Annotated in this window: 28 protein-coding genes and 3 tRNA genes; 30 read left to right on the forward strand and 1 reads right to left on the reverse strand. The window is 59.9% G+C overall.

All coding sequences use genetic code 11. The features are described from left to right. Positions 1-89 precede the first annotated feature (89 nt). The 26 genes from AB0J29_RS19410 (at position 90) to AB0J29_RS19535 (ending at position 16,448) form a co-directional block, all read left to right on the forward strand. Positions 90-1,358, forward strand: coding sequence for a transposase (locus AB0J29_RS19410; RefSeq protein WP_364787613.1), 1,269 nt, complete (start codon positions 90-92; stop codon positions 1,356-1,358). A 298-nt stretch (positions 1,359-1,656) separates the two neighbouring features. Then, on the forward strand, positions 1,657-2,058 hold the full coding sequence (locus AB0J29_RS19415; protein WP_364787617.1) for a hypothetical protein: 402 nt from the start codon (positions 1,657-1,659) through the stop codon (positions 2,056-2,058). 322 nt (positions 2,059-2,380) lie between these two features. Further along, positions 2,381-2,953, forward strand: a complete 573-nt coding sequence (locus tag AB0J29_RS19420) for a hypothetical protein (protein WP_364787619.1) — start codon at positions 2,381-2,383, stop codon at positions 2,951-2,953. Then, positions 2,946-3,605, forward strand: coding sequence for a hypothetical protein (locus tag AB0J29_RS19425; RefSeq protein ID WP_364787621.1), 660 nt, complete (start codon positions 2,946-2,948; stop codon positions 3,603-3,605). The genes AB0J29_RS19420 and AB0J29_RS19425 overlap by 8 nt, the downstream gene beginning before the upstream one ends. 332 nt (positions 3,606-3,937) lie before the next feature. Further along, on the forward strand, positions 3,938-5,524 hold the full coding sequence (locus AB0J29_RS19430) for a TROVE domain-containing protein (protein ID WP_364787624.1): 1,587 nt from the start codon (positions 3,938-3,940) through the stop codon (positions 5,522-5,524). Positions 5,525-5,644: 120 nt separating this feature from the next. Next, the gene (locus AB0J29_RS19435; RefSeq protein WP_364787627.1) at positions 5,645-5,947 is read left to right on the forward strand and encodes a hypothetical protein; all 303 of its coding nucleotides are present in this window, start codon (positions 5,645-5,647) and stop codon (positions 5,945-5,947) included. Continuing rightward, on the forward strand, positions 5,947-6,312 hold the full coding sequence (locus AB0J29_RS19440; protein ID WP_364787802.1) for a DUF4326 domain-containing protein: 366 nt from the start codon (positions 5,947-5,949) through the stop codon (positions 6,310-6,312). The genes AB0J29_RS19435 and AB0J29_RS19440 overlap by 1 nt, the downstream gene beginning before the upstream one ends. Then, positions 6,309-6,515, forward strand: coding sequence for a hypothetical protein (locus AB0J29_RS19445; RefSeq protein WP_364787630.1), 207 nt, complete (start codon positions 6,309-6,311; stop codon positions 6,513-6,515). Before AB0J29_RS19440 ends, AB0J29_RS19445 begins: the two co-directional genes overlap by 4 nt. Further along, the gene (locus AB0J29_RS19450) at positions 6,512-6,814 is read left to right on the forward strand and encodes a HigA family addiction module antitoxin (protein ID WP_364787633.1); all 303 of its coding nucleotides are present in this window, start codon (positions 6,512-6,514) and stop codon (positions 6,812-6,814) included. Before AB0J29_RS19445 ends, AB0J29_RS19450 begins: the two co-directional genes overlap by 4 nt. Then, positions 6,801-7,556, forward strand: coding sequence for a metallophosphoesterase (locus AB0J29_RS19455; protein ID WP_364787635.1), 756 nt, complete (start codon positions 6,801-6,803; stop codon positions 7,554-7,556). The genes AB0J29_RS19450 and AB0J29_RS19455 overlap by 14 nt, the downstream gene beginning before the upstream one ends. Before the next feature lie 33 nt (positions 7,557-7,589). Continuing rightward, positions 7,590-8,681, forward strand: coding sequence for an RNA ligase (locus AB0J29_RS19460; protein ID WP_364787638.1), 1,092 nt, complete (start codon positions 7,590-7,592; stop codon positions 8,679-8,681). Further along, a complete protein-coding gene (locus AB0J29_RS19465; protein ID WP_364787641.1) occupies positions 8,678-9,631 on the forward strand; it encodes an AAA family ATPase in 954 nt (317 codons plus the stop codon). Before AB0J29_RS19460 ends, AB0J29_RS19465 begins: the two co-directional genes overlap by 4 nt. Then, positions 9,618-9,797, forward strand: a complete 180-nt coding sequence (locus AB0J29_RS19470; RefSeq protein WP_364787644.1) for a hypothetical protein — start codon at positions 9,618-9,620, stop codon at positions 9,795-9,797. The genes AB0J29_RS19465 and AB0J29_RS19470 overlap by 14 nt, the downstream gene beginning before the upstream one ends. A 41-nt stretch (positions 9,798-9,838) precedes the next feature. After that, positions 9,839-10,393 (forward strand): hypothetical protein, encoded by a 555-nt coding sequence (locus tag AB0J29_RS19475; RefSeq protein ID WP_364787805.1) that lies wholly within the window; start codon positions 9,839-9,841, stop codon positions 10,391-10,393. A gap of 304 nt (positions 10,394-10,697) precedes the next feature. Further along, a complete protein-coding gene (locus tag AB0J29_RS19480; protein ID WP_364787647.1) occupies positions 10,698-10,955 on the forward strand; it encodes a hypothetical protein in 258 nt (85 codons plus the stop codon). Positions 10,956-11,226: 271 nt separating this feature from the next. After that, entirely contained in the window at positions 11,227-11,916 is a 690-nt protein-coding gene (locus AB0J29_RS19485; protein WP_364787650.1) for a tRNA(His) guanylyltransferase Thg1 family protein, read from the forward strand. Next, a complete protein-coding gene (locus AB0J29_RS19490) occupies positions 11,916-12,257 on the forward strand; it encodes a DUF6378 domain-containing protein (RefSeq protein ID WP_364787653.1) in 342 nt (113 codons plus the stop codon). Before AB0J29_RS19485 ends, AB0J29_RS19490 begins: the two co-directional genes overlap by 1 nt. Positions 12,258-12,546: 289 nt before the next feature. Next, a tRNA-OTHER gene (locus tag AB0J29_RS19495) sits at positions 12,547-12,612 on the forward strand. Between the two features lie 387 nt (positions 12,613-12,999). Then, positions 13,000-13,072 (forward strand) — tRNA-Ile (locus AB0J29_RS19500). Between the two features lie 53 nt (positions 13,073-13,125). Beyond that, positions 13,126-13,199: transfer RNA gene (locus AB0J29_RS19505), tRNA-Gly, on the forward strand. A gap of 46 nt (positions 13,200-13,245) precedes the next feature. Continuing rightward, the gene (locus AB0J29_RS19510; protein WP_364787656.1) at positions 13,246-13,464 is read left to right on the forward strand and encodes a hypothetical protein; all 219 of its coding nucleotides are present in this window, start codon (positions 13,246-13,248) and stop codon (positions 13,462-13,464) included. Between the two features lie 15 nt (positions 13,465-13,479). Beyond that, positions 13,480-13,668 carry a hypothetical protein gene (locus AB0J29_RS19515; RefSeq protein ID WP_364787659.1) on the forward strand — a complete coding sequence of 63 codons (189 nt, stop codon included), beginning with the start codon at positions 13,480-13,482 and terminating at the stop codon, positions 13,666-13,668. Positions 13,669-14,538: 870 nt separating this feature from the next. Then, entirely contained in the window at positions 14,539-14,817 is a 279-nt protein-coding gene (locus tag AB0J29_RS19520) for a hypothetical protein (protein WP_364787662.1), read from the forward strand. A gap of 527 nt (positions 14,818-15,344) precedes the next feature. Next, positions 15,345-15,977 (forward strand): cutinase family protein, encoded by a 633-nt coding sequence (locus tag AB0J29_RS19525; protein ID WP_364787665.1) that lies wholly within the window; start codon positions 15,345-15,347, stop codon positions 15,975-15,977. Next, a complete protein-coding gene (gene nrdH, locus AB0J29_RS19530; RefSeq protein ID WP_364787668.1) occupies positions 15,977-16,234 on the forward strand; it encodes a glutaredoxin-like protein NrdH in 258 nt (85 codons plus the stop codon). The genes AB0J29_RS19525 and nrdH overlap by 1 nt, the downstream gene beginning before the upstream one ends. 31 nt (positions 16,235-16,265) lie before the next feature. Then, positions 16,266-16,448: a hypothetical protein gene (locus AB0J29_RS19535; protein ID WP_364787671.1), complete on the forward strand. Its 183-nt coding sequence runs from the start codon at positions 16,266-16,268 to the stop codon at positions 16,446-16,448. Between the two features lie 186 nt (positions 16,449-16,634). Here the strand turns inward: AB0J29_RS19535 and AB0J29_RS19540 are convergent, their stop codons facing one another. Further along, complete coding sequence (locus tag AB0J29_RS19540) at positions 16,635-16,910, reverse strand: hypothetical protein (RefSeq protein ID WP_364787674.1); 276 nt, start codon at positions 16,908-16,910, stop codon at positions 16,635-16,637. A gap of 221 nt (positions 16,911-17,131) precedes the next feature. On the opposite strand from AB0J29_RS19540, the gene AB0J29_RS19545 reads away from it, so the two are divergent. The 4 genes from AB0J29_RS19545 (at position 17,132) to AB0J29_RS19560 (ending at position 22,114) form a co-directional block, all read left to right on the forward strand. Beyond that, positions 17,132-17,638, forward strand: coding sequence for a hypothetical protein (locus AB0J29_RS19545; RefSeq protein ID WP_364787677.1), 507 nt, complete (start codon positions 17,132-17,134; stop codon positions 17,636-17,638). Continuing rightward, entirely contained in the window at positions 17,635-18,936 is a 1,302-nt protein-coding gene (locus tag AB0J29_RS19550) for a PBSX family phage terminase large subunit (RefSeq protein ID WP_364787680.1), read from the forward strand. Before AB0J29_RS19545 ends, AB0J29_RS19550 begins: the two co-directional genes overlap by 4 nt. Before the next feature lie 319 nt (positions 18,937-19,255). Further along, entirely contained in the window at positions 19,256-20,398 is a 1,143-nt protein-coding gene (locus AB0J29_RS19555; protein ID WP_364787683.1) for a hypothetical protein, read from the forward strand. A 57-nt stretch (positions 20,399-20,455) separates the two neighbouring features. Continuing rightward, entirely contained in the window at positions 20,456-22,114 is a 1,659-nt protein-coding gene (locus AB0J29_RS19560; protein WP_364787686.1) for a phage portal protein, read from the forward strand. Positions 22,115-22,174: the final 60 nt, after the last annotated feature.

A 22,174-nucleotide genomic window follows, 5' to 3' on the forward strand; every position in this document is an offset into this window, starting at 1 on the left:
GGGCATATCTGTTTGCGCGCTCAATCGTCGACGGGGCGACGTTAACGGCTTCGGAAAGTCGGGTTTGACTTGATCGATATGATTAGTCTGTGCATCTGAGATATAACTACCGCCTTTATCCTTCTGCCACGCAGCAGGGGGATTTGGCTAAGGCATTCGGATGCGCGCGGGTGGTGTACAACGACGCACTAGCAACTCGGGAAGCTGCGCGAGCGAACGGGCTGCCATACGTCAAGGACGCCGACCTGTCGAAAGCGCTGACGGAGGCGAAAAAGGCTCCAGAACGCGCGTGGTTGGGTGATGTATCGTCGGTGGTACTGCAACAAGCCTTGGCGGATCTGAACACCGCCTACCGCAACTTCTTCGCCTCGGTCAGCGGGAAGCGAAAGGGCGCGAAGGTCGGTCCACCCCGCTTCCGTTCCCGCAAGGACAATCGGCAGTCGATCCGGTTGGCGCGCAACGGTTTCTCGCTGCGGTCGAATCGGAAACTGCATATCGCGAAGGTCGGGGAACTGAAAGTCGCGTGGTCACGAGAACTCCCGTCCGCCCCGTCGTCGGTGACGATCATCAAGGACGCGAGCGGTCGTTACTTCGCTTCATTCGTGGTGCAGGTCGATCAGAAACCGTTGCCCGAGATCGACAGCGAAATCGGTATCGACCTCGGCTTGATCGCATTTGCGGTGATGTCGGATGGGAAGACGATCGACAATCCACGTTTCCTGCGGCGGGCGGAACGCAAGCTCCGCAAGGCGCAACAAGCCCTGTCCCGCAAGGAGAAGGGCTCCAAGAATCGGGCGAAAGCGCGCATTCGAGTTGCGAAAGCTCATGCCCGAGTAGCCGATACGCGCCGAGACTGGGCGCACAAGAACTCCACGCAGATCATCCGCGAGAACCAAGCGGTGTACGTGGAGGACTTGAACGTCAAGGGTTTGGCTCGTACCCGGTTGGCGAAGTCGATTCAAGACGCCGGGTGGGGCATGTTCACCCGCATGTTAGAGGAGAAAGCCGCCCGATACGGACGGACCTTCGTCAAGGTGAACCGCTGGTTTCCTTCCACGCAAATGTGCTCCATATGCGGAGCTGTGGGCGGGAAGAAACCACTCTCAATTCGAGAGTGGACATGCACGTGTGGTGTCACCCACGACCGCGATTTGAACGCGGCAATCAATATCCTCGCGGCGGGACGCGCCGAGAGATTAAACGCCTGCGGAGGCGATGTAAGACGCGACCACGGTCATGCAGTTGCCGATGAAACAGGTACCACGAAGCGTGGCGAAAGTCACGCGGTCGAAGATCTCCGCCTAAATCGGAGAGGACGTCAAGAGGAGTTTGAGCCGGATGAGCCGGACTGCGATTAATTGTGTGGCGGTTACTGTCCTGGTCGTTGCGTGGAGCATGTGCATTCGCTTTGTGTTGGCTGGCATGGTTCACACGCCACGAGGCGGCAGCCGTGCCGAAACGTAACCCCGTCAGCGTGCAACCCTTCGGATGCATATCGCACGGCTGCCTCATGTGGGGAGAACGATCCGCCCAAGTAAGGGAAGACCGCCCCCTAAACGCCACCGAGATCCGTGTACTTCGAACCGTGCACGCCCTCATCCACAGCAATAGAGCCGTAACAATTGTCGATCTATTCGGCGACCAGGAGAACCAGCAATGAGCGTGATCAAGAGCATGCAGCCCACCGCTATAGAAACCTGGCGTGAATCGAACTGGTTCGAACGGGGCGTTCTCATCGGGTTCGAGGCGCTTATTGTTGCCGCAATGGCACTACGCACTGACTGGGTCGACGCAATCTTGGCGACGTGGCTCGCCTGTTGGCAATGGGGATACATGCGGAATTCCGTCGAACTCAACCGTTGGCACGCGGCATGCCTTAATGACCCCAGCAAGTTCCGCACTCACAGCACCATTGAAGAAACCGACAACGGGATTGTCTATCGCCCCGCGACGGCGGTCACCATCAACGTTGCTGACGCCAACGAGGCGTTCCGCAAGGCGCAGGAAAATGCGCAGAAGTACGAGAAGCTGCGGGGGATTCGTTTCGATGGACGTTGACTACGACGACCCCGGTGACGAGTTCGACTGGTTGGACGAATCCGACGTGTGCGTGACCTGCGGGCGGCACTTCCTGGACTGCGAATGCTGAACCCGTTCCGGAAACGGAACCGCGAACACCGCACCAAAAAGGGCCGTGAAGTCCACATCCGAGGCGTCGACGGCAGCGTGTGGACGATCCGAGGCGGCGGAACCGATCCGATGCCGCCCGACAAATGCTTCTGGCAGCAGGCACCTCAACCCGGCAACTGGATGCACGAACCGACATGGGACATCCCCGACTTCGAATGGGACCGCAGTGAACACGACGGAGACAACAGCGATGAGTGACACGACCATGTACGCCTACGATCTCGAATTTTTGGAGGACGGGCGCACAATCGAACTGATCTCTATCGGGATCGTCAGTGAGACCGGGCGTGAATATTACGCGGTGAACGCTGACATGCCTGTCGATGAGATCCGGCATGAGCGGTGGCTGATGGAGAACGTCGTCCCATCATTGCCTACTCGCCCCAAAACGATGGTCGTTGCAATTGGCACTGGCCGACCGTTCGAGCTCGACCGCACGAACGCGGCCGTGAAGCCCAAGTGGGTTATCGCCAACGAGGTTCGAGAGTTCCTGCTAGCTGAAGGCAAACCAGACCTTTGGGCCGACTACGGAGCCTATGACCATGTGGCGCTGTGCCAGTTGTGGGGTCGGATGATCGACCTCCCCGAAGGTATCCCGATGTACACCAACGACCTTCAGCAGGCGTTGAAGCTGACGCCGACCTTCAAGCCTGTCGAGCAGACCGAAGGCCAGCATAACGCGCTCGAAGATGCCCGCCACCTGATGCGCGTCCTCTTGGAATGGGACATGTTCGACGACGAGGGGGACGAACTGCGTGAGTGAAGAAACCGCAGAGCTAGTCGCCGGCGCCTACACTGCGTTCTCCGACGCCGTGCACGACCTGATCGGCCTGCGACCCGACAGCATCGAACGCGACGACTTCACCCGCGAAACCATCGTGCTCGACTCCCTGTACATCGAACTGTGCGAAGCACGCCACGGTGAACGCCGCGGCGAAGCCATACGCAGGCCACCCGCAGCATCTCGTGCACCTGGTTGGACTGATGCGCTGTCGTTGATAATTCAGATCGACCAGACAGTGAAGGCGTGGTGGCCGACTGTCCCTGACGACAGTCATAACCGTCACGTGACAGTACGCCGCCTATACGCGCTCCTGGACCACGGTTGGCGCCCGCAAGATGTTGGTTTGTTGCGGCGCATGACCAAGCAAGTCAGCAAATGGGTGCGGACCGCGAACAACCTTCTGCCCACTGAGGAAACCCACAGTTGGGAGTTGCGTGCAGCCTGCCCGGCGTGCGGGGAAACCACTGTCAACGTTGATGACGGGGCGGGGGAGCAGGTGCGAACCTACGTGCTGCAAGCCGACAAGTCGAGCGCGAAATGCATTGCGTGCGAGACGAGTTGGGGACCTGAGCACTACAGGCTCTTGGCTGCGCTGATCAACGCACCTCTTCCGCCCGGCGTGCTGGAGTAGTGATTTGACTGCAAACGTGAGTTGTGATTAGAATGTAAATCAACATCGGATCCCGGTGTGAACCACAACCGCGGTTACTTCATTTGGCGAAATAGCACCGCAACGTGGAACTGTTCTCGGGAGACAACTTCACAGGGGTGCGCTGGTGTGTAGAAGTGGGTTACTTCGCATCTGGAGCCGGAGGTTGCGGGTTAGAGTCCCGTTACCCGCGCAAGGCGTGGGTGTAGCTCAACTGTCAGAGCGCCGTAACGTCACCTACTTCGCTTCGTTCTCAGCGCACCCTATGTGAAAGCCTCCCAACGCAATCCAGGAACTTGTTGGGAGGCTTTGTCGTGAGCAAATTTAACGACACCAAGGTACGTCCGGCCGTGACAGGACCGATCAAGACCAAGACGAAGAAGACCGTCAACCACGAAGGTGCCGAAGCGTTCAACCGCGACGCGCGCTCTGAGCTGTTCTTGCTCGCCGTGTCCAACTTCGTTGGCGAAAACACCTTCTACGAATCGAGCGGTGACCGTGATGACCGATACCGCAAGCTGATTCACAAGATGGCCGTCAAAGACGGCGAATGGACCGCTGCCTTGTTGGCGTGGCTGCGTGGCCCTGAAGGCAACATGCGCTCCGCGTCGCTGGTTGGTGCAGCCGAGTACGTGAAAGCGCGCCTCGACGCAGGCATCGACGGCGGTAACCGTCACGTCATCTCCAGCGTGTTGCAGCGCGCAGACGAACCAGGTGAGATGGTCGGCTACTGGGTGTCGCACTACGGGCGCAACATCCCCAAGCCTGTCAAGCGGGGTGTGGCTGATGCTGCCGTCCGGCTGTACAGCGAGCGCAGTTTGCTGAAGTACGACACCGCATCTCACGGCTTCCGGTTCGGTGACGTAATCGACCTCACCCACCCGAAGGCTAGTGCAGCCTGGCAGCACGACCTGTTCGCGCATGCCCTCGACCGACGCCACAACCGCGACAATGTCATTCCCGAATCGCTGGCTGTTCTGCGCGCGAATGCTGCATTTAAGCTGGTGACTCCAGCGCATATCGATGGCGCGGCCGAACGTGGCGAACTCGCTGAAGCATTGGCGAGCGCTGGCATGACGTGGGAACAGCTTGGCTCGTTCGGTGTGTGGACCGCGAAGCGCTGGGAAGCGGTCGTTCCGTCGATGGGCTTCATGGCCTTGTTGAGGAATTTGAAGAACCTCGATGTGGCTGGTGTCTCGGATGAGGTTGCCGCGCAGGTGATGGCGAAGCTGTCTGACCCGGATGAGGTTGCGCGGTCGCGTCAGTTCCCGTTCCGGTTCGTATCGGCGTTCGAGGCTGCGCCGTCGCTGCGGTGGGGCCACGCCCTAGATATCGCACTCGGACATGCACTGAAGAACATTCCCGAACTGCGCGGCCGTTCGCTGATCCTGATCGATACGTCCGGATCAATGCGGGCCACAATCAGCGCGAAGTCGACGATGACCGCAGTCAAAGCCGCCTCCATTTTCGGTGTCGCCCTCGGAGTTCGCAACGGCGCCAAGGCGGACATTCACGGGTTCGCGGACGGTGAGTTCCGGCACGAGGTGCGTAAGGGTGCGTCGCCCATTGCGGAGATCGCGCGGTTCATCAACCGAGTCGGGGAAGTCGGGCACGGAACCGATATCGCGGGTGCGGTCCGTCGTCAGTACAACGGGCATGATCGGGTGTTCATCATCTCGGATATGCAAACCCAGACACCGCACATCACGGCCGCTGTGCCGAAGCATGTGCCGATCTACGGGTTCAACCTGGGCGGTTACCGCCCCGCAGCCTACGAGTTGGGTGCGAACCGCCATGAGTTCGGTTCGCTTACCGATTCGACGTTCCGGCTGGTTCCACAACTGGAACAGGGGCGTAACGGTGACTGGCCGTGGCTGCTCGGTGAACAGGCCGCGGCGTAAACATGCCGGAATAGCTTGACGGTGACGGGTTCGACGACGCAGTAGCGAAGTTGGCCCGTCACCTGTGCCTCGGCGCGACACCTTGACCGAACTGCGGGATGCACTCTCCACGGAGGACTAATGGGGCGATTACGAGACTGGTGGTATTACTTCCATCAACGCGGCGTGTTCATGCACTGCACAGGCATGTTCGTTCCGTGTTTCGCGGACAACGTCGCGCACTGGATGCTACGCCGCGAAACCACTTGGGCTGACTGGCCATACCGCTGGCACCACAAAGCGGGGGAACGGGTCGGCATCCGGTACGCCGAGAACGAACAACAACGCGCCGAATGGCTAACCGAATTCGCCGAGACGACAGCGCACATGGACGCGATAGTCGCCCGTGCCCGCCGTATCCACGAACTGGGGTGGGGGAGCTGATGCCGCAACGCATTCAGCGGAAGCGCTCGGCTGGTTGGAAGATGCCCGCGGGAGCGGTGTACGTGGGCCGTCCGGGGTACTGGGGCAACCCTTATCGAGTCGGCGCCACAGTCGGCTCTGTGTTCGACACTCACTCCACGTTGTGGGACTGGGGTGGGTTGCGCGATCTGCATGATGAACACGTCCTCACTGCGCAAGAGTGTATCGACGCGTACGAGAAGTGGATCCGATGCAAGATCGGCGAATCCGGGTGGACCATGGCACATGAAGCGTCAATCTGGCTGCGCGGCAAAGACCTTGCGTGCTGGTGTCCGTTGTCGGCTCCCTGTCACGTAGACGCACTACTTCGGGCAGCGAACCCGTGACCGACAGAGACACGCTGATCGTACTGACCGAGGACGACTGCCGGGCGTGGATCCGTGACGCGCTCGATTTGCTCGGCTGCACGTTCAACGAGTTGGCCGAAATGCACCGCACAGGTGACTACGACACTGTCCGGCACCGGATTACGTGGGTACAGATCGGGCAGTGGTACGGCGTGTATGAGCCAGCAGGAGACGACGAGTGACCGCCTGGGCCGACATCAACCCGACCAACTACGCCGTCGCTCCAGGTGAATACCTGGTGGAATGGATTTGCGAACAGCGCATGTCCCGGCAGCAAGTCGCAGACCTCTTGGGATACACGCGAAAGCGGCTTAATGACATCATCCTTGGCCGCGCGCCCGTCACCAATGACATTGCGATCCGCCTGGAGCGCGTCGTGGGCATTCCCGCCGACTCGTGGCTCCGGTACGAGGCCGCCTACCAGGCCGACCTGGCACGCATCACCGATCAGGAGAAAGGGCCGCAGCATGACCGCGTTTGAATCGCTCGATCCAACTATCATCGCGGTGGCGGGGGACTGGCACGCCAATAAGGACTACGCCGTCCGCGCCATCCGCTACGCGAAAGAACAAGGCGCGGAAGCGGTCCTGCATGTCGGTGACTTCGCGTACGATCTGTCCCCGAAGTTCCTCGCTGGCGTGCAGCGCGCGCTCGAAGACACCGGGCTCATGCTCGGCTGGGTCGACGGCAACCATGACCATCATGAACGTCTGCACGTCCTCGTTGAACAGCAGGGTGTCACCCCGATCGCGATCCGCCCCAACCTGTTCTACCTCCCACGCTGCTACCGCTGGACTTGGAACGGCGTTCAGTTTCTCGCGCTCGGTGGCGCCCACTCCGTCGACCGACGTTGGCGGGTAGCAGGCCGCGAATGGTGGGCTGGTGAAACCATCAGCTACCAGCAAGCATTGCAGGCCATCAACGACGGCCCCGCCGATGTGATGATCTGTCACGACGTACCTGAGGGCGTCCGCATCCCCAGCATTGAAGGCAACCCGCACGGGTTCCTGCAAGCCGAAATCTATGCAGCTGAATGCCACCGGCAACAGTTGCGGGCAGTCGTCGATGAGGTCCGGCCACACCGTTTGTTCGCGGGTCACTACCACTGCCGTCAAACCAGCGAGTTGAACGGCGGCAACTACCGGACTGTTGTTGACATCCTCGCGGATGACTCCGGTTCGCTGGCCGATAGCATGACCGTCGTCGACCTGTTGAGTTTATAGACAAAACTCATGCTTGCGGTGTAATCTCATCGCATGGTCCACATTGAGCAGCTGATAGACCCGACGCTGCTGTCCGACATGATCGAACAGGGTTATGTGCGGGTGCAGACACACCCCAACTACCCGTACCGGATCCTCAACTACACCGACCAGGCGCAGTACGACCGCGTGTGGAACGAAGCAACATTGCAGTGTCGCGGGCTGATCATCGACCAGAACGGCACCGTGCTTGCGCGGCCCTTTCGGAAGTTCTTCAACGACTCCGAACACCAGGGCGAGAACCTGCCCCCGCTGGATCTCGATGCGCCCGTAGAGGTCACGGACAAGCTGGACGGGTCGCTTGGTATCGGTTACCCCACTCCGTACGGCATGGCAATCGCCACGCGAGGGAGCTTCACCTCTGAACAAGCGGTCTGGGCTACCGAGTTCTACCGCTACAACTACGCTCCCGTGTTCACACCACGGCCAGACCTGACCTATCTCTGCGAGATCATTTTCCCTCGCAATCGGATCGTCGTTAACTACGGCTGGTCGGACCTGGTATTGCTTGGTGGCATCCGTACCGAGACCGGTGAATTCATTCCTGCCCGCGACCTCGACTGGCCTGGCGGGAAGGTGCGACAGTTCCAGTACGCTACCCTCCGCGAAGCTCTCGCCGCCCCGGTGCGCGACAACGCTGAAGGGTTCGTGATCCGCTTCCTCGACGGCTCTGACCTGCGTGTAAAAACGAAACTCGCGGAGTATGTCCGCCTGCACCACATCGTCACCGGCCTGTCCGAACGAGTCGTGTGGGAGCACGCAGCCGCGGGTCGTTCACTGCGGGAACTGGTTAGTGATCTACCGGACGAATTCCACGGCTGGGTACGCAGCGTGTGGAGCACCCTCCACATGCGGCACAGCGACATCCTCAGCGCGGCCCAAATCATTCGCCGAGACATCATCGGCACCCCCGGTCTTCCACGCTCGGAAGCACGGAAAGAGTTCGCGCTCAGCATCGCTGACCAGCCAGACGACATGAAGAACGTTCTGTTCCCGATGCACCAACTTGAGCAGGAGATTTGGAAGCAGATTCGTCCCGAAGGCGACACGCGCATGTGGAACCAGGACGACGAGGCGGCAGCGTGAGCATCGACCCAATCGAGATCATCGAGCCTCCGCACCGCCCAACGATATACCTGGCGAGGGGCTATCAAGGCTCTGGCAAGTCCGAAGAGTGCGCGGACAGGCGTCGCAAGAACCCGCTCCTCGCGTGCGTGTCACGTGACCATTTGCGCCTGCACCTGTTCGGCGAGTCGGGGCGGCTCACCTTCCAGCAAGAAGAGATCATCTCGAAAGCCGAACGAGCACAAGCGAAAGCGCTGCTCGACTCTGGCTATGACATCTTCGTAGATGCCCTAAACCTTCGTAAGAAGTGGGCGCAAGGCTGGGCTGACTTCGCAGCGTTGAACGGCGCCGACTTCGAAGTCATCGATTTCGACGTGCCAGTCGACGAGTGCGTACGTCGCGACGCTGCCCGCGGTGCAGCTGGTGGGCGCATGGTGGGGGAGCAGGTCATACGCGAGACCGCGCGCAGGTTCCCGCGCAAGACATGGCCGAAGATCGAACCGTCACCGGATCTGTTCTTCTATCCGGAGCCTTATGTGCCGGATGAGTCGTTGTCGCGAGCGTGGATCGCGGATGTTGACGGGACGCTCGCGGAGAAGTCGCCTACGCGTGACATCTATGACTACACGCGCGTCCATGAGGACACCCCGATTGCTCATACGGTGATGGTGTTGCAGAAGCTTGCGGCGGATGCGGCGATCATCGTCCTGTCTGGGCGAACCGACGACTGCCGGGATGAGACCGCCAACTGGTTACGTGCGAACGGTGTCCCGTTCACGGAGCTGCATATGCGGCGGACCGGTGATGGGCGCCCGGACTACAAGATGAAGACAGAGATCTTCGACGAGCACATCCGCTACCGGTTCCATGTCCTCGGTGTCTTCGATGATCGCCTGAGCGTCTGCCGGGCATGGGCTCGCATGAATCTTCCGCTGATGCGACTGGGGAAACCAGACCATGACGACTTCTGACCAGTGGTGCCCGTCCGAGATAGCCAGTCTCGGCGCCGATATCGAATCTGCCTGGCTGTGTGGGGATGTGTTGCGTGCGCGCATGTTGCTCGGTCACCTGCATCAGGCGGTTCTGCGGGCAATGACGTATTTAGATGATGATCTGTCGGAAGAGGTAGCAGAGTGACGCTGTGGTCTGATGTCGCGGCCTGGAATGACGCCGTTGGTGTGAGGATGCGGCCGACACCAGGTTGGGTGCCCGACAACGAACTTCAGCTCGCCGTCGACTTGATCGACGAAGAGTTCGAGGAACTGAAGCTCGCTATCCATCGGTTCGACATGATCGAGGTGGCCGACGCGATCGCAGACGGAATGTACGTCACATCGGGTCTGCTGCTCCGTCTCGGCCTGGCGCGCACCTACATCAATGACCTGTTGCGCGAACCGATCGAGCCACCGACCTGGATCCACTTCAACCCCAGCATCATGGGCAACCTGCGTGACCGGCACGAGCAACTGTTCGACGCCATGTGGTCCCGGAACCTGATCGACGTCGACGTGACTGGGCATCAGCTCATGTACCTGCTGAGTGAACTGGCGTTGATGCTGCGTATCCCACTGATGTCCACGTGGGCGGAAGTTCAACGGTCGAACCTCGCGAAACTGGTTGACGGCAAGGTGATTCGGCACCCGCAAACCAACAAGATCATGAAGCCGACCGGCTGGCGGGCTCCCGATATCGCTGGCGTTCTCTCTGCACACGGTTGGAGCGCGGCGGCATGACAGTGCGTGAAGAGTTGGCGGCTGGCCGACCGGTGTTTCGTCAGCGACGGATCGGTTTATCCCATCTGCCATTGGCCTGGGAGATTGAGACCCGGTATCGGTGCATCGAAGCCCGGCATGAGGGACGGCTCTACAACAACCTGGCGGATGCCACGTTCTGCTTGTGCGGGCGTGCTGTCCGGCCTGGGAATTGTGGACGCCTGCCGTCTTGGTATGAGCGGGCGGAGCAGTCGGCGGCACGTACTGGCCTGGTAGGTGAGGAGGCGCGAGCCTACCTGGATCGAGTGCATGGCCGGGAGGCGGCGTGAGCGTCATATATTTCCGGGAGCATCGGCGCGAGGATGGCGGTGTCGACATCGAATGCGTCAATCCGCAATGCAGGATTCCGGTCACCCTCGAATTCCTGCGCGACTCCGATCCTGAATTCCTGACCCGAGACGGAGACACGTTCACCCTCCACTGCTCCAACGGCACCTGGACGTATCTTCTCCTCAAACCAGCTCCGTGGCGTCCGAATGAACAGGCGCTAACCGCAGTCCTTATCGAAGGTGAGGCGGCATGAAGTTGAATCCTTCGCTCGGTTGGTGCCAGCACTGCCAGAAACATCTGTTCCGCACCCGGAAGGCCGCGAAGAATGCGTGTCGTCGCCGGTTCCCGAACGAGAATATCCAAGGCTATCCGTGCCCTCATTTCGGGGGCGCTTATCACGGTGGGCATTTGGCGGACGAAGTGCGGTCAGGTGAAGTGACACGAGCCGAATTCTACGGTCCGCGTGGTGTTGGCGCAGTGCGGGAGAAACAAGGCACCCGCAAACCAATCAGGAAGGCAGCGGCATGAGTCTCGCTGATCGTATGAAAGCGTACGAAGCAGCCTCGCAGTACAGGTTGACACCGAATTCACCGGTCATCATCCGTGTCGACGGCCGCGCGTTCCACACCTACACACGGGGGATGAAGCGTCCGTTCGACTACGTGCTCATGAACCGCATGGTGTACGCGGCAGTAGCTACCGCGCGGGAGATGCAGGGTTTCAAGCTCGGCTACGTGCAGTCGGATGAGGCCACGTTCCTGCTCACCGATTTCGACACCCATGACACGGCGGGCTGGTTCGGGTACGAGGTCAACAAGCTGGTGTCGTTGTCGGCGTCGCTGTTCACGGGCTATTTCAATCTCGCGATGCACAACGATCCTGGCCCGGCTGCGTTCGATTCGCGGGCTTTCGTGGTACCGCGTGCGGATGTGCCGAATGTGTTCGTGTGGCGCCAACAGGACTGGACACGCAACAGTCTTCAGATGGTTGCTCGCGCCCACTTCTCGCACAAGCAGCTGTTCGGCAAGATTCGTGCCGCGATGCATGACATGTTGCACGAGATCGGCGTCAACTGGGCGACCGACTACAACGACCAAGAAAAGAACGGCACATTCATCCTCGCTGATAAGACGACACATCATCGGCAGTGGAGCTATGCCGATATTGATGAGTACCTCGGTGGGATGATCGAGGCTGAACGTGAGGCGGCATAATGGCAGACATTCTGGACCCGGAATACGCTCACAAGCTGGTTGCCGATATCAAGGCGTCAGCTCCACTGCCTGTTCGTGCGCAAGTCTTGCGTGAAGCCGAAACCCTCGTGTGCGGTGACCGTGAAGAGCAGTACGGGCATCCCGGCGAAAACCTCCAGCGGATAGCCGACTATTGGAACCGGTACCTGACTGACGCGCTCGGCCCGCATGATCCGCTCGCACCGCGCGATGTGGCGTTGATGATGGTGCTCGTCAAAGTCGCGAGAGAAGCCGCGGGGCACAAGCAAGATTCGTGCGTCGACATTGCTGGTTATGCGGCTATTGCGGCTGAGGTTGCCTGATGGCGTTGCATTGTGTGCGATGTGATGTAATTCACAAAACAAATATTTCCGCAGGTAAATCGGGTAATTGCCCCGAGTTTTGGATATTTAACCGATTGAAATTGCCAAATTGGTTAGACGGCGGCAGGGGAATATGATTAAATCGACTCATCTTCTTCATACCCAAAATCCGGTCGGCGACCCGGCTTGGTTGGGTAGACGGCGGTAACATTGACCTGAAAGCCTGCGGTGCTGCATCGCTCTCCTTAAGTGGATCGGCCCAGGTAATCCGCCAATAACTGAATAAGGTTTCTCGTTAGCTCAACGGAACGAGCGCCAGACGTGGGAGATGCGGGTTCAAATCCCGCACGAGAAGCAAAGCGCGGCCTAGCTAGCTGCGCTGGTGGTGACAGAGTGAGCGGCTATCGCGTGGTCGGGCCGCGAATGTGTGCGATGTCGGGAACCTGACGGCCGAGTGGCTGGTACGGGAAGCCTTAGCGGGTGGAAACCGATCCTTAGCGGGAAAGTCGCAGCACCGGGATTACATAGCCTTACGGCCCGTGCCCCGGTCGGAGCGTAGGAAACTCCCCACCAACTAACTTCCTCACGCGAAAACAGATGTCCGGCGTAAAGGGTATCGCCGCCCGGATTTGATAGGCCCTGCGTGAGGTTTCTGTGGTAACAGTAGAAGGTCCCCCCGGCTCACGTTCGGCGGCCTTCACGGCGCGTGGTGTAGCTACGGCAGCCACACGTCACCGCGGCACGGTCTGTAGCTCAGTGGTGAGAGCGCCGCGCTGATAACGCGGAGGCCGCAAGTTCAAATCTTGCTGGACCGACAGCGATTCCCGCCAAGGCTAGAGCTTCGGCTTCCTTACTTCGGCGGGCTTTCGGAAGTATGTTGTCAATTGGCTAGCATTTCTGCCTTCCAAGCAGACGGAGCGGGTTCGAATCCCGTTACTTCCTCAACCCGGATGGATGTTCCGGTTCCTACGAACTGTGGAGCATCCCCATGCGCAATATCAATGTCGAACGTTACAGCCACCCGTCCATCACAAGCGACTGGTCGGGGCTTGTTGAAGGTGTCCGGAAGGACGGCTCGCGGTGGATTCTTTGGCTTGATGCCGATGAGTCCCCAGCGTTGTTCTGGGCGGAGCGTGACGAGGACGGCGCCGTGATCGGCGACCCGATCGTGCTCGATCGACATTCCGCTTCTACTGAGCATTACTGATTCCAGGAGCATCGAATGAGTCCGTCTGCCGACCTTCCTGCCAGCGTGGAGGGCGTCAGTGACGTGGTTCGCGCTACGAGTGACTTCCTCGCTGAGGCTGTTGGGATTCCGTCATTCGCTGACGCGGTCGACGAGGCGTTGCGCCCGCTGTATAGGGATGTCACATCCGCAGCCAGAGAATGGAAGGCCAACGAGGCTCAGTGATTCCTCTTCCTGGCACGCTGGCGTTTGCCCCTGATCATGATGACCCGGTGACTGTGGTTCGTTGCTGGCAGTGGCCGTTTCCGTATGCGGAGTGCCGTACGAGCCGTGGTGCTCTGATTTCGGTTCCGGTGTCACGGCTTTCTTTCTGAACTATGGCGCGGATGCTTGGTGACAGCGGCGGACGCCCCACTGTCTATGGGCGCGGTACCGGTCGAACGAAGAAGTGCTTTGGGTGTTGGGACGGCTGCGGTTATCAGCCAGACAAGCAGACTCAGCGCACCCGTGAGAAGCGGCAGACTGCGGCGTGGCGGGAGGAGTACCAGGAGTCGGAGTTTCCCGGCGACCAGTGCCCGAACGATGGCCTGCGCTGCACCTGCAACCGGGACCCGATCGAGTGTGATCCATGGCGGCAACGCAGCGTTGATCTGACCCCATGCGAGGGAGGGTTCACCGTTGGCTGATCAACTAACCGCGGAGCAACGCGTGTGGGTGGATGGCATGGTCTCTGCGCATGCACGCAGTTGCCTGTGTGGTCCCGCAAAGCTTGCGTTTATTGAGATCCTGCTGACGAATATCGCTACGAGGCCAGATCAGCTGTGGGATTTGCCGCCTGATCCGTTGGGGGAGTGGCGCAATGGCAGTTGACCCGAACCCTGGTGTTGGTGCGTCGAAAGACCTAAACGAATACTGGCTCGCTGGTCCTGGTTTGGCGAAGTGGGCTGATAGCCCGACGCCGTGGCGGGCGTTGCGGAGTCAACTGCTCCAGCATATGTCGATCGGCAAGGCCAACGGCCTAGCCACAGAGTACTTCTTCATGCATTTCGGCTATTACCCCGGATCGAAACAGCACCGCCGTCGCGGTGGGAGGTAGTGAACGTGAACGCTGTTGAAGCCGCACCAACGAAGCTTGCCCGCGTGTGGGATAAGGATTTCAACCTCATCCACGTATTCGGCCCGGACGAGGTGTTCGAGAACGGGTTGCCGTTGGATCACCCGGCAGCCGAGTTCCTGTCTGGCACAGCACGGAACGGTGGCGCTGCCTACCTGACGACCGATGAGAACGATTCGCGCCGTGTTGAACGCCTGGACGGAATCGAGATTCGCAGGGTCGACGAGGCTGCGCGGCTGTTCGCGTTTTGGCGCGAGTGAATCCGTTCAGCACCTAACTCAATCAACAGAACAACATAGGAGAAACCATGGGAAGCGTAGATATCAACACATTTGAGCTGATTGGCCGTATCGGTCTGATCGTCATCAAGGCCCTGATCGACATTATCGCCGCTGCGCGATAAAACATCTTACTGCGCGCGTGCGTAGTTGCGACCTCTGTGACTTGAGGTAACGCAGATATGGGTAGTGGCGGTGCTGCCCAGAGAACATATACCGCAATCATGGCGAAAGCCCCCGACCGCATACCTGCACGGTAGAGGCGACGTCGCATGCAATGCAGAGGCGACGGTAAATCGGGGGCGTTCTGCCGCCATCATATCAAGTTTCGCCGCCACCCTCGTGCCCCATTCGGTCGGGGCCGCCGCTGGTTCCATTTTGCCGCGGTTGCAGGGCGTCAGGTGGCGGGGTCGCTGGCAGCCTTCATCGGCGCCGTGGCCCGCCCGCCGGACCGTTGTCGCTACCTCGGAGTCCGGCGGGCAGTACCTCCCCTCGCCCTGGAGGCGCCCATGTTCCGTGCTCGCGCATCGGTTGCCTTGTCCGCGCTCGTACTCTTCGCCGCGGCAACAGCTTTCACTGTCTCGCCTGCTGCGCCTGCCCGCGCGGATGGCTGCATCGGCAGTTGGTCTATCGGCGTCGGTGGTCTGGCGATCGGGTTGTTCGGATTCGGTGAGGACTCCACTTATCTCGCGGCGGATCAGCCGGTTGGCTACAACTCGGCTGACCCGATGTCGGGTCTGCGTGAGTTGGATCGCCTGTTCTGGCAGCATCGCAATGCGTGTCCTGATGATCAGGTGACGTTGATCGGGCATTCGGAAGGTGCTGGCATTATTCACGCTTGGGTGACAGCGCATCAGGACGTGGAGAACGCGAATGCGATCTTGCTGTCTGATCCGAAACGTGTTGCTGGGCCTGGTAGTGCAGGGCTTTCAGGTGACCCGCTTGCCCCCTTGGTTGGCTACCCTCTCGCGGGCGTCGACGATGATTTCGGCGACTTCCCGGTGCTCCAGGTGTGCAACCACGACGACGTGATCTGCAACGAAGAGGCGGGCTGGTTCGGCTATCTCACGGGCGCGCACGGCCGCTACGACTACAGCTCGCAACACTATAGTGACGACGTGTCAGGGGTTTGGTTCCGGTAATGCCAACTGGTGTAACTGTTTACTGCAAGCCGCGCTGTGTCCAATGCGACGCTACCAAGAAGAAGCTTGACCAGCTCGGTATCCAGCACGAGACGATCGACGTCAGCGAAGACGCGGACGCGCTCAGCTACATCAAGAGCCTCGGCTACCTACAGGCGCCAGTTGTCGTTGCTGGAGACGACCACTGGACAGGGTATAGGCCACACAGGCTCGAAGAACTGAAGCAATCCCTCAGCGAATATCAAGACGAAGACTGACCCGTGCGGGCAGCCGGATGGAGAGCGGCGCATGAAGTTCCGGCTGAGTCTGTGGCCGCCTACCCTCGAAATCGAAACCCCTGAACCGGTGCAGATCAGCACCGCGGACGTTGCTGCAACGGTCTTCTCGGCTATGTCGCAAGGGGAGCGTGAGATGAGTATCTGTGTGCACTGTCTGCACGATCACGCCGAGGATGACACGGACGGCGAGTAACTGTGCGGTCCCGTATCAAGGCATGGCATCTTTGGTCTGTCATCGGCGTTGTGGTCATCGCGGCCGAGCTGATTGCCCCGCCAGATCAGTTGCTGTCTGAAGGTGTTGATCGCGGGCTGGAGCGCCACCCAGTGTTGGTGCACGCCGCGATCCTCATCACCGCAGGACACCTGTTGAATATGCTTCCTACCCGACTTGATCCGTATGCATATCTTCCTGGACTGACTCAGAAGGGGAAGCGGGCGTTGGCTCGTCGGCTGGAGCCGTCCGGTTGTAGATCTTGATGACGCCCATGCGGGACAGGTCCGCTTCGGCCGCGATCTGATCCCACGTCCATTGCTTGCCGGTGTCTGGGTTGATCTGCCCACGCATGGCGCAGATCTCCTTGTCACGCTGCCTGGTGAAGTGCTCGATGAGTTCGGCAATGCGCCGCAACCGAGTGTTGCCTTCAATGTCTTCCATGCAAGCGACGATACACTGAGTTGCGCTCGTAAACTAGAGTCTAGTGTGTAATACGACTCGTTTGGGTCGTTCGAAACGCCCACGGCAAGGCGCTCTTATTGCCGATCACCCGAGGGGCAGCGCACGTCGCACCCCTGTCCCGGCTAGACCAGGTGTCAGCCGTCCCCACCACATGAACGCGGACCGGCCAGGAGCCCCACGCGCTCTTGGAGGTCCCCCATATGGCACGCAAACGAACCCACTCCCCGGAAAAGCTCGCTGAGACGCAACGCAAGCGCAATACAGCGCTCGAAATGCGGCTCGCAGGCAAAACGCAGGCACAGATCGCTGCGGAAACCGGGTGGAGTAAACAGTCCGTCTCCCTGTACATCAAAGAGGCAATCGCGGACATCACCCGCGAGAACGCGCAAGAATACCTCGAACTCGAACTCCAGCGGCTCGACGCGATGTGGGCCGCGATCTGGGAACAGATCGTTGATCCGGCATCCGATGAGGAACGCCGCGGGCAAACCTGGAAGATCGACCGCGCTCTAGCGATTATGGAGCAGCGGGCGAAACTGACCGGCACCTACAAGGCTGCCGAACTGAAGGCCATCGCGGACGCCAAGGGCGGCATCAGTTCTGAAACGTCGTCGATGATCGGCCGGTTCTTCACTGCGTTGGACCAGGTATATGACGCCGCCAACACAGCCGAGACTGAGCAGACCGACCCGGACGCTGAGGAGTGAACCTCGACACGCTACCGCTGTCGCGGAAGCAGATCGCCTCGATTGTCGAATCCCGCAGGCATCGCATCACCATTTGGTCCGGCGCCGTCCGATCCGGCAAAACGATCGCATCAATCCTCGCGTTCTACGGTGCTGTACTCGAAGCCCCCGATAGCGGTCTGATCCTGATTTGCGGGCGCACCCTGCAAACGATCGAACGCAACATTATCGAACCGATGCAGGACCCAGCGGTATTCGGTCCCTGGGCGAGCGAAGTGCACCACACCCGCGGTTCGAATATCGCGGTCATTCTCGGCCGGACTGTGCATTTGATAGGTGCAGCGGATGTACGGGCTGAGGGGAAGCTTCGCGGACTCACGGCTTGTTTGGCGCTCGTCGATGAGGCGACGCTTCTGCCTGAGTCATTTTGGACGCAGCTACTTGCCCGCCTTTCGGTGCCAGGTGCACGGTGCTTCGCGACAACGAACCCGGATAGTCCCGCACACTATCTGAAGGTCAATTACATTGACCGTCAGCATGAACTCGACCTGTGTGCATGGCATTTCACACTCGACGACAACCCATCGTTGTCGCCCGAGTATGTTGCCGCGATCAAAGCCGAGTTCTCCGGACTGTTCTACCTGCGCAACATCAACGGCGCATGGGTAGCCGCCGATGGCGCCGTCTACGACTGCTTCGACCCAGACCGGCATGTTGTTCCATGGTCCGATCTGCCTGATATGCAATGGCTTATCGGTGTGGGCGTCGACCACGGCACCACCAACCCGACGCATGCGATCATGGCTGGCCTCGGTGTCGACAACGTCCTGTATGCGATGGACGAATGGCGGTACACGCCGTCGAACCGGGAAGCCCGGAAGACGAACGTGCAGTTGTCCGAAGGGCTCCGGGAATGGCTCGCCAGCCCGCATCATCCATCGGACGACCCTGACAACCCGCCACGCATCACATGCCCAGTGGCCGTCGACCCCGCTGCCGCAGACTTCCGCGTACAACTGAAGCAAGACAGCCTGAGCACGATCCCCGCACAGAACGACGTTCTGTACGGAATCCGCACAGTGTCGGCACTATTGAGCGTCGACAAGTTGAAAATCTCTGACCGCTGCCCGGAACTCATCAAAGAGATACCAGGCTATTGCTGGGACACGAAAGCCACCGACGAGGGCAAAGACCAGCCGATTAAGCTGAACGATCATGGCGTCGACAGTCTTAGATATACGTTGCTTTCGACTGAACGTAAGTGGCGGAGACGGGTAAAGCTGGCCAGTCAATCGAATCCTGAACTCGTAGATGCCTGATCGATAGAAAAGTTGGGTTTGCCAACGCCGATATGATCATTATCGAACACAATGATCAGGAGGCGTTAATGTCCCTCGCCGATGACGTGCAAGAACTTGCCCGCCAAAAGAATGCGCCGAAACCATGCCAAATCGGTATATGGGTGGCATCACTGCCCGACCGAGACAAGGCAGCCTTCGACGCATTCCTTGCAGACGGTGGGCACGCAGCCGTGTTGTGGCGGACGGCGTTGAAAAACGGATTCCAGGGCGGCGAAACCACTTTCCGGCGACACTGCACACGACGATGCACCTGCTACACGGTAGGGGAGTGCGCCGCGTGAGCCTCGCTGACGACCTAACGAAGCAGCCCACGGCTACTGAATCCGAGTACCGACCGCGGACTGAATTCGATTCTCAAGCGGGCGGCTACATTCAGACCGGCCCGCTCGATGAACCGCCTGCGTCCTTCGTGGATCTGTTGCGGCAGTTCGGCTATGACCCGGATGAAGTTCAGATCGTCGGTAGTCCGCGCATCTCTCGATGGCAGACATACGATGAGCGCTGGCTAGCTGCCTACCGCTTCCGAATCGCGCCCCGCGGCAAGAAAACCGACATCGATGAACTGATTGCGCGTGTCGACAAATGGACCGCACACCAGCCTGTTACAGCCAGCGGCCCGCATGTGTTCAACCTTCAGTGCTCGGATCTCCAGATCGCGAAGGTTGACAACGGCGGTACTGAATCGATCGTCGACAAGTTCTTGGAAACCGTCGATCGGGCCGTCGACGAATACCGCTCGCTCGCCCGCCACGGCATCGCTGGCGTGCACGTCATGTTCCCCGGTGATTGCATTGAGGGGAACCAGTCGCAGGACGGCCGTAACATGTGGCGCACCGAATACGGCGTCACAGCACAAACCCGGATCCTGCGGCGCTTGATGCTGCACACGGTGGAGCGATTCGCACCATTGACGGATCGGGTGTGGTTGTCGGCAGTCAACGGCAATCACGATCAGGCCCAACGTTTCCAGAACACGAACCCTGGCGATGGGTGGGCCACCGAGTGCGCGATCAGCGTCGCTGACGCGTTGAAGATGAACGAGGCCGCGTTCGGTCACGTGACGGTAGAAGTGCCTGACCCTGAGCAGGGGTTCATGACCGTCGCCCGCGGTGACACTGTGTTCACGATCGCCCACGGGCATCAGTGGCGTGGTGGCGGCAGCGCGAAGCAAAGCAACGCGTTCACCTGGTGGTCTGATCAAGCGTTCCATCAGCAGAACCCTGCGGGCGCGCACGTGCTAGCGCACGGCCACTATCACACGTGGGCTGTCGAAACCGCGAAGACCCGCACCCGCATATGCAGCCCCACCTTCGACGGCGGAAGCAACTACTACCGAGACCTGACCGGCGCTGAAGCGAAGCGCGGTGGTCTCATCTATCTCACTCGCGCTGGCGAAGTTTCCAGCATGAGCCTCGTTTAGTCTTTCTGAATTCTACAGCGCTGCAACGGGTTTAGCGCGTGCACTCTTGGAGGTGGCATGGCGCTGCCCGAGTTCAAGGGCGAGTTTCCGCCGAAACCGTTCGACGAAGCTCAGGAACAGTACGAGTTGTATTCGGCGTGGCTCGAAGGCAACACTGACGCCCTCGCTGTTTTGTACGGGCTGTGGCGTGACGGCATACCGCCGAACCGGCCGTCGCAGTACCGCGGGGGGCTGGTGGGTCGCTTCGCCCGCTTCTTCTGGGGAAGACCATCGAGGCAGCAGACGAAGCGTATTCACGTTCCGGCGCCTGCGGATGTCGCGCGTACGAGCGCGGACCTGTTGTTCGGTCAGCCCCCGGCGTGGGTGTTGAACGAGGGCGACGCGACGAATCTGGTTGCAGCGCAGGATCGTTTGAACCAGTTGCTTGAAGGCGCTGACGTTGTCGCGACCTTGCTGGAGGCCGCCGAGATTCAATCCGCGTTGGGCGGTGTCTATCTGCGGCTGTGGTGGGACGAATCCGTTTCCGACAAGGTGATGCTCGGTGTTGTCGCGCCTGATGCGGCTGTCCCGGTGTGGAAGTACGGCAAGCTGGCTGAGGTCACTTTTTGGACTGTCGTGCAGGAAGACAAGGCGGGGGTCTGGCGGCACCTGGAGCACCACTCACCCGGCAAGATCGAACACGCCCTCTATCTGGGTGACCGCGGCACTATCGGCCGGTTGATGCCATTGAATTCGCTGCCCGCTACTGAATGGGCTGCCGATCTGGTTGACGACGAGAACTCGGCCATCGACACCAAGGTCAAGGGTTTGACCGCCTGCTATGTGCCGAATGTTCGACCGGCCCGGAAGTGGCGCAACGTCCCTGGTTTGAGTCCGTTGGGGCGCAGTGACTTCGAGGGTTTGGAGTCGCTGTTCGACCAGTTGGACGAGTCGTGGTCGTCGTGGATGCGTGACCTGGACTTGGCGAAGGCCCGCTTGTTTGTGGCGCAAGCGCTGTTGGAGGACAACGGTCCTGGCAGTGGCGCGTCTTGGGATCCTGAGCAGGAGATCTTTACGCCTGTTCCGAGTGACCAGTCCGGTTCGTTGAACGACGACAAGGGATCTCACCTCGTACAGGCACAACAGTTCGCGATCCGCCATGCCGAGCACCAAGCGACCTGCGCAGCCTTGCTGAACCGCATTCTTGTTGGTGCGGGCTACAGCACTGGCGATTTCGGTGATGACCAGTTGTCGGGCGCGATGACCGCGACCGAGGTATCCGCCCGCAAGAGCCTGTCGAATCAGACTCGCGCGAAGAAGGCACTGTACTGGGCGTCTTCGATGGCTCCGCTTGCCCGCACAATGCTCGAACTCGATGAGGCCGTGTATGGCGGTAGCTACGGCATCAAGGCCAATCCGGAGATGCAGTTCCCGCCGCGCGTCGATCAGGACCCGGTTCAAACTTCTATCGCGATCCAGAATCTTCGTGCCGCGCAAGCGATGTCGACCGAAGAAGCCGTGCGCGAGTTCCATCCGACGTGGTCGTCCGACGAGGTCGACGAAGAGGTCGCCCGCATCAAGGAAGAAGCCGCTTCGATGGCTGCCCCTGCCGCGCCTGGCGGCAGTTTCGACAACGCGAGTGCGAACCTCCAGCCGGACGCGCACAGTGATCTTCAGGGCGATAGTGGAGATTCCGCCGCTCAAATGGGTGACGGTGCCGCGCAACTAGCGGCTTGATCCGCTCCCTTATTCTTCCCGCTTTCGCGGGTATTTGACCCCCGGTCTGGCTTTCTTGCC

Origin of the sequence: Nocardia sp. NPDC049707 (genome assembly GCF_040674855.1) — a bacterium.
In the GTDB taxonomy this organism is placed as follows: domain Bacteria; phylum Actinomycetota; class Actinomycetes; order Mycobacteriales; family Mycobacteriaceae; genus Nocardia.

Coding starts and splice junctions, on each gene's coding strand:
- AB0J29_RS19415 (WP_364787617.1), top strand. CDS start 1,657: ATGAGCGTGATCAAGAGCATGCAGCCCACCGCTATAGAAACCTGGCGT.
- AB0J29_RS19485 (WP_364787650.1), top strand. CDS start 11,227: ATGAGTCTCGCTGATCGTATGAAAGCGTACGAAGCAGCCTCGCAGTAC.
- AB0J29_RS19545 (WP_364787677.1), top strand. CDS start 17,132: ATGGCACGCAAACGAACCCACTCCCCGGAAAAGCTCGCTGAGACGCAA.
- AB0J29_RS19535 (WP_364787671.1), top strand. CDS start 16,266: ATGAAGTTCCGGCTGAGTCTGTGGCCGCCTACCCTCGAAATCGAAACC.
- nrdH (WP_364787668.1), top strand. CDS start 15,977: ATGCCAACTGGTGTAACTGTTTACTGCAAGCCGCGCTGTGTCCAATGC.
- AB0J29_RS19560 (WP_364787686.1), top strand. CDS start 20,456: ATGGCGCTGCCCGAGTTCAAGGGCGAGTTTCCGCCGAAACCGTTCGAC.
- AB0J29_RS19525 (WP_364787665.1), top strand. CDS start 15,345: ATGTTCCGTGCTCGCGCATCGGTTGCCTTGTCCGCGCTCGTACTCTTC.
- AB0J29_RS19540 (WP_364787674.1), bottom strand. CDS start 16,910: ATGGAAGACATTGAAGGCAACACTCGGTTGCGGCGCATTGCCGAACTC.
- AB0J29_RS19435 (WP_364787627.1), top strand. CDS start 5,645: ATGGGGCGATTACGAGACTGGTGGTATTACTTCCATCAACGCGGCGTG.
- AB0J29_RS19515 (WP_364787659.1), top strand. CDS start 13,480: ATGAGTCCGTCTGCCGACCTTCCTGCCAGCGTGGAGGGCGTCAGTGAC.
- AB0J29_RS19455 (WP_364787635.1), top strand. CDS start 6,801: ATGACCGCGTTTGAATCGCTCGATCCAACTATCATCGCGGTGGCGGGG.
- AB0J29_RS19510 (WP_364787656.1), top strand. CDS start 13,246: ATGCGCAATATCAATGTCGAACGTTACAGCCACCCGTCCATCACAAGC.
- AB0J29_RS19420 (WP_364787619.1), top strand. CDS start 2,381: ATGAGTGACACGACCATGTACGCCTACGATCTCGAATTTTTGGAGGAC.
- AB0J29_RS19470 (WP_364787644.1), top strand. CDS start 9,618: ATGACGACTTCTGACCAGTGGTGCCCGTCCGAGATAGCCAGTCTCGGC.
- AB0J29_RS19490 (WP_364787653.1), top strand. CDS start 11,916: ATGGCAGACATTCTGGACCCGGAATACGCTCACAAGCTGGTTGCCGAT.
- AB0J29_RS19460 (WP_364787638.1), top strand. CDS start 7,590: ATGGTCCACATTGAGCAGCTGATAGACCCGACGCTGCTGTCCGACATG.
- AB0J29_RS19440 (WP_364787802.1), top strand. CDS start 5,947: ATGCCGCAACGCATTCAGCGGAAGCGCTCGGCTGGTTGGAAGATGCCC.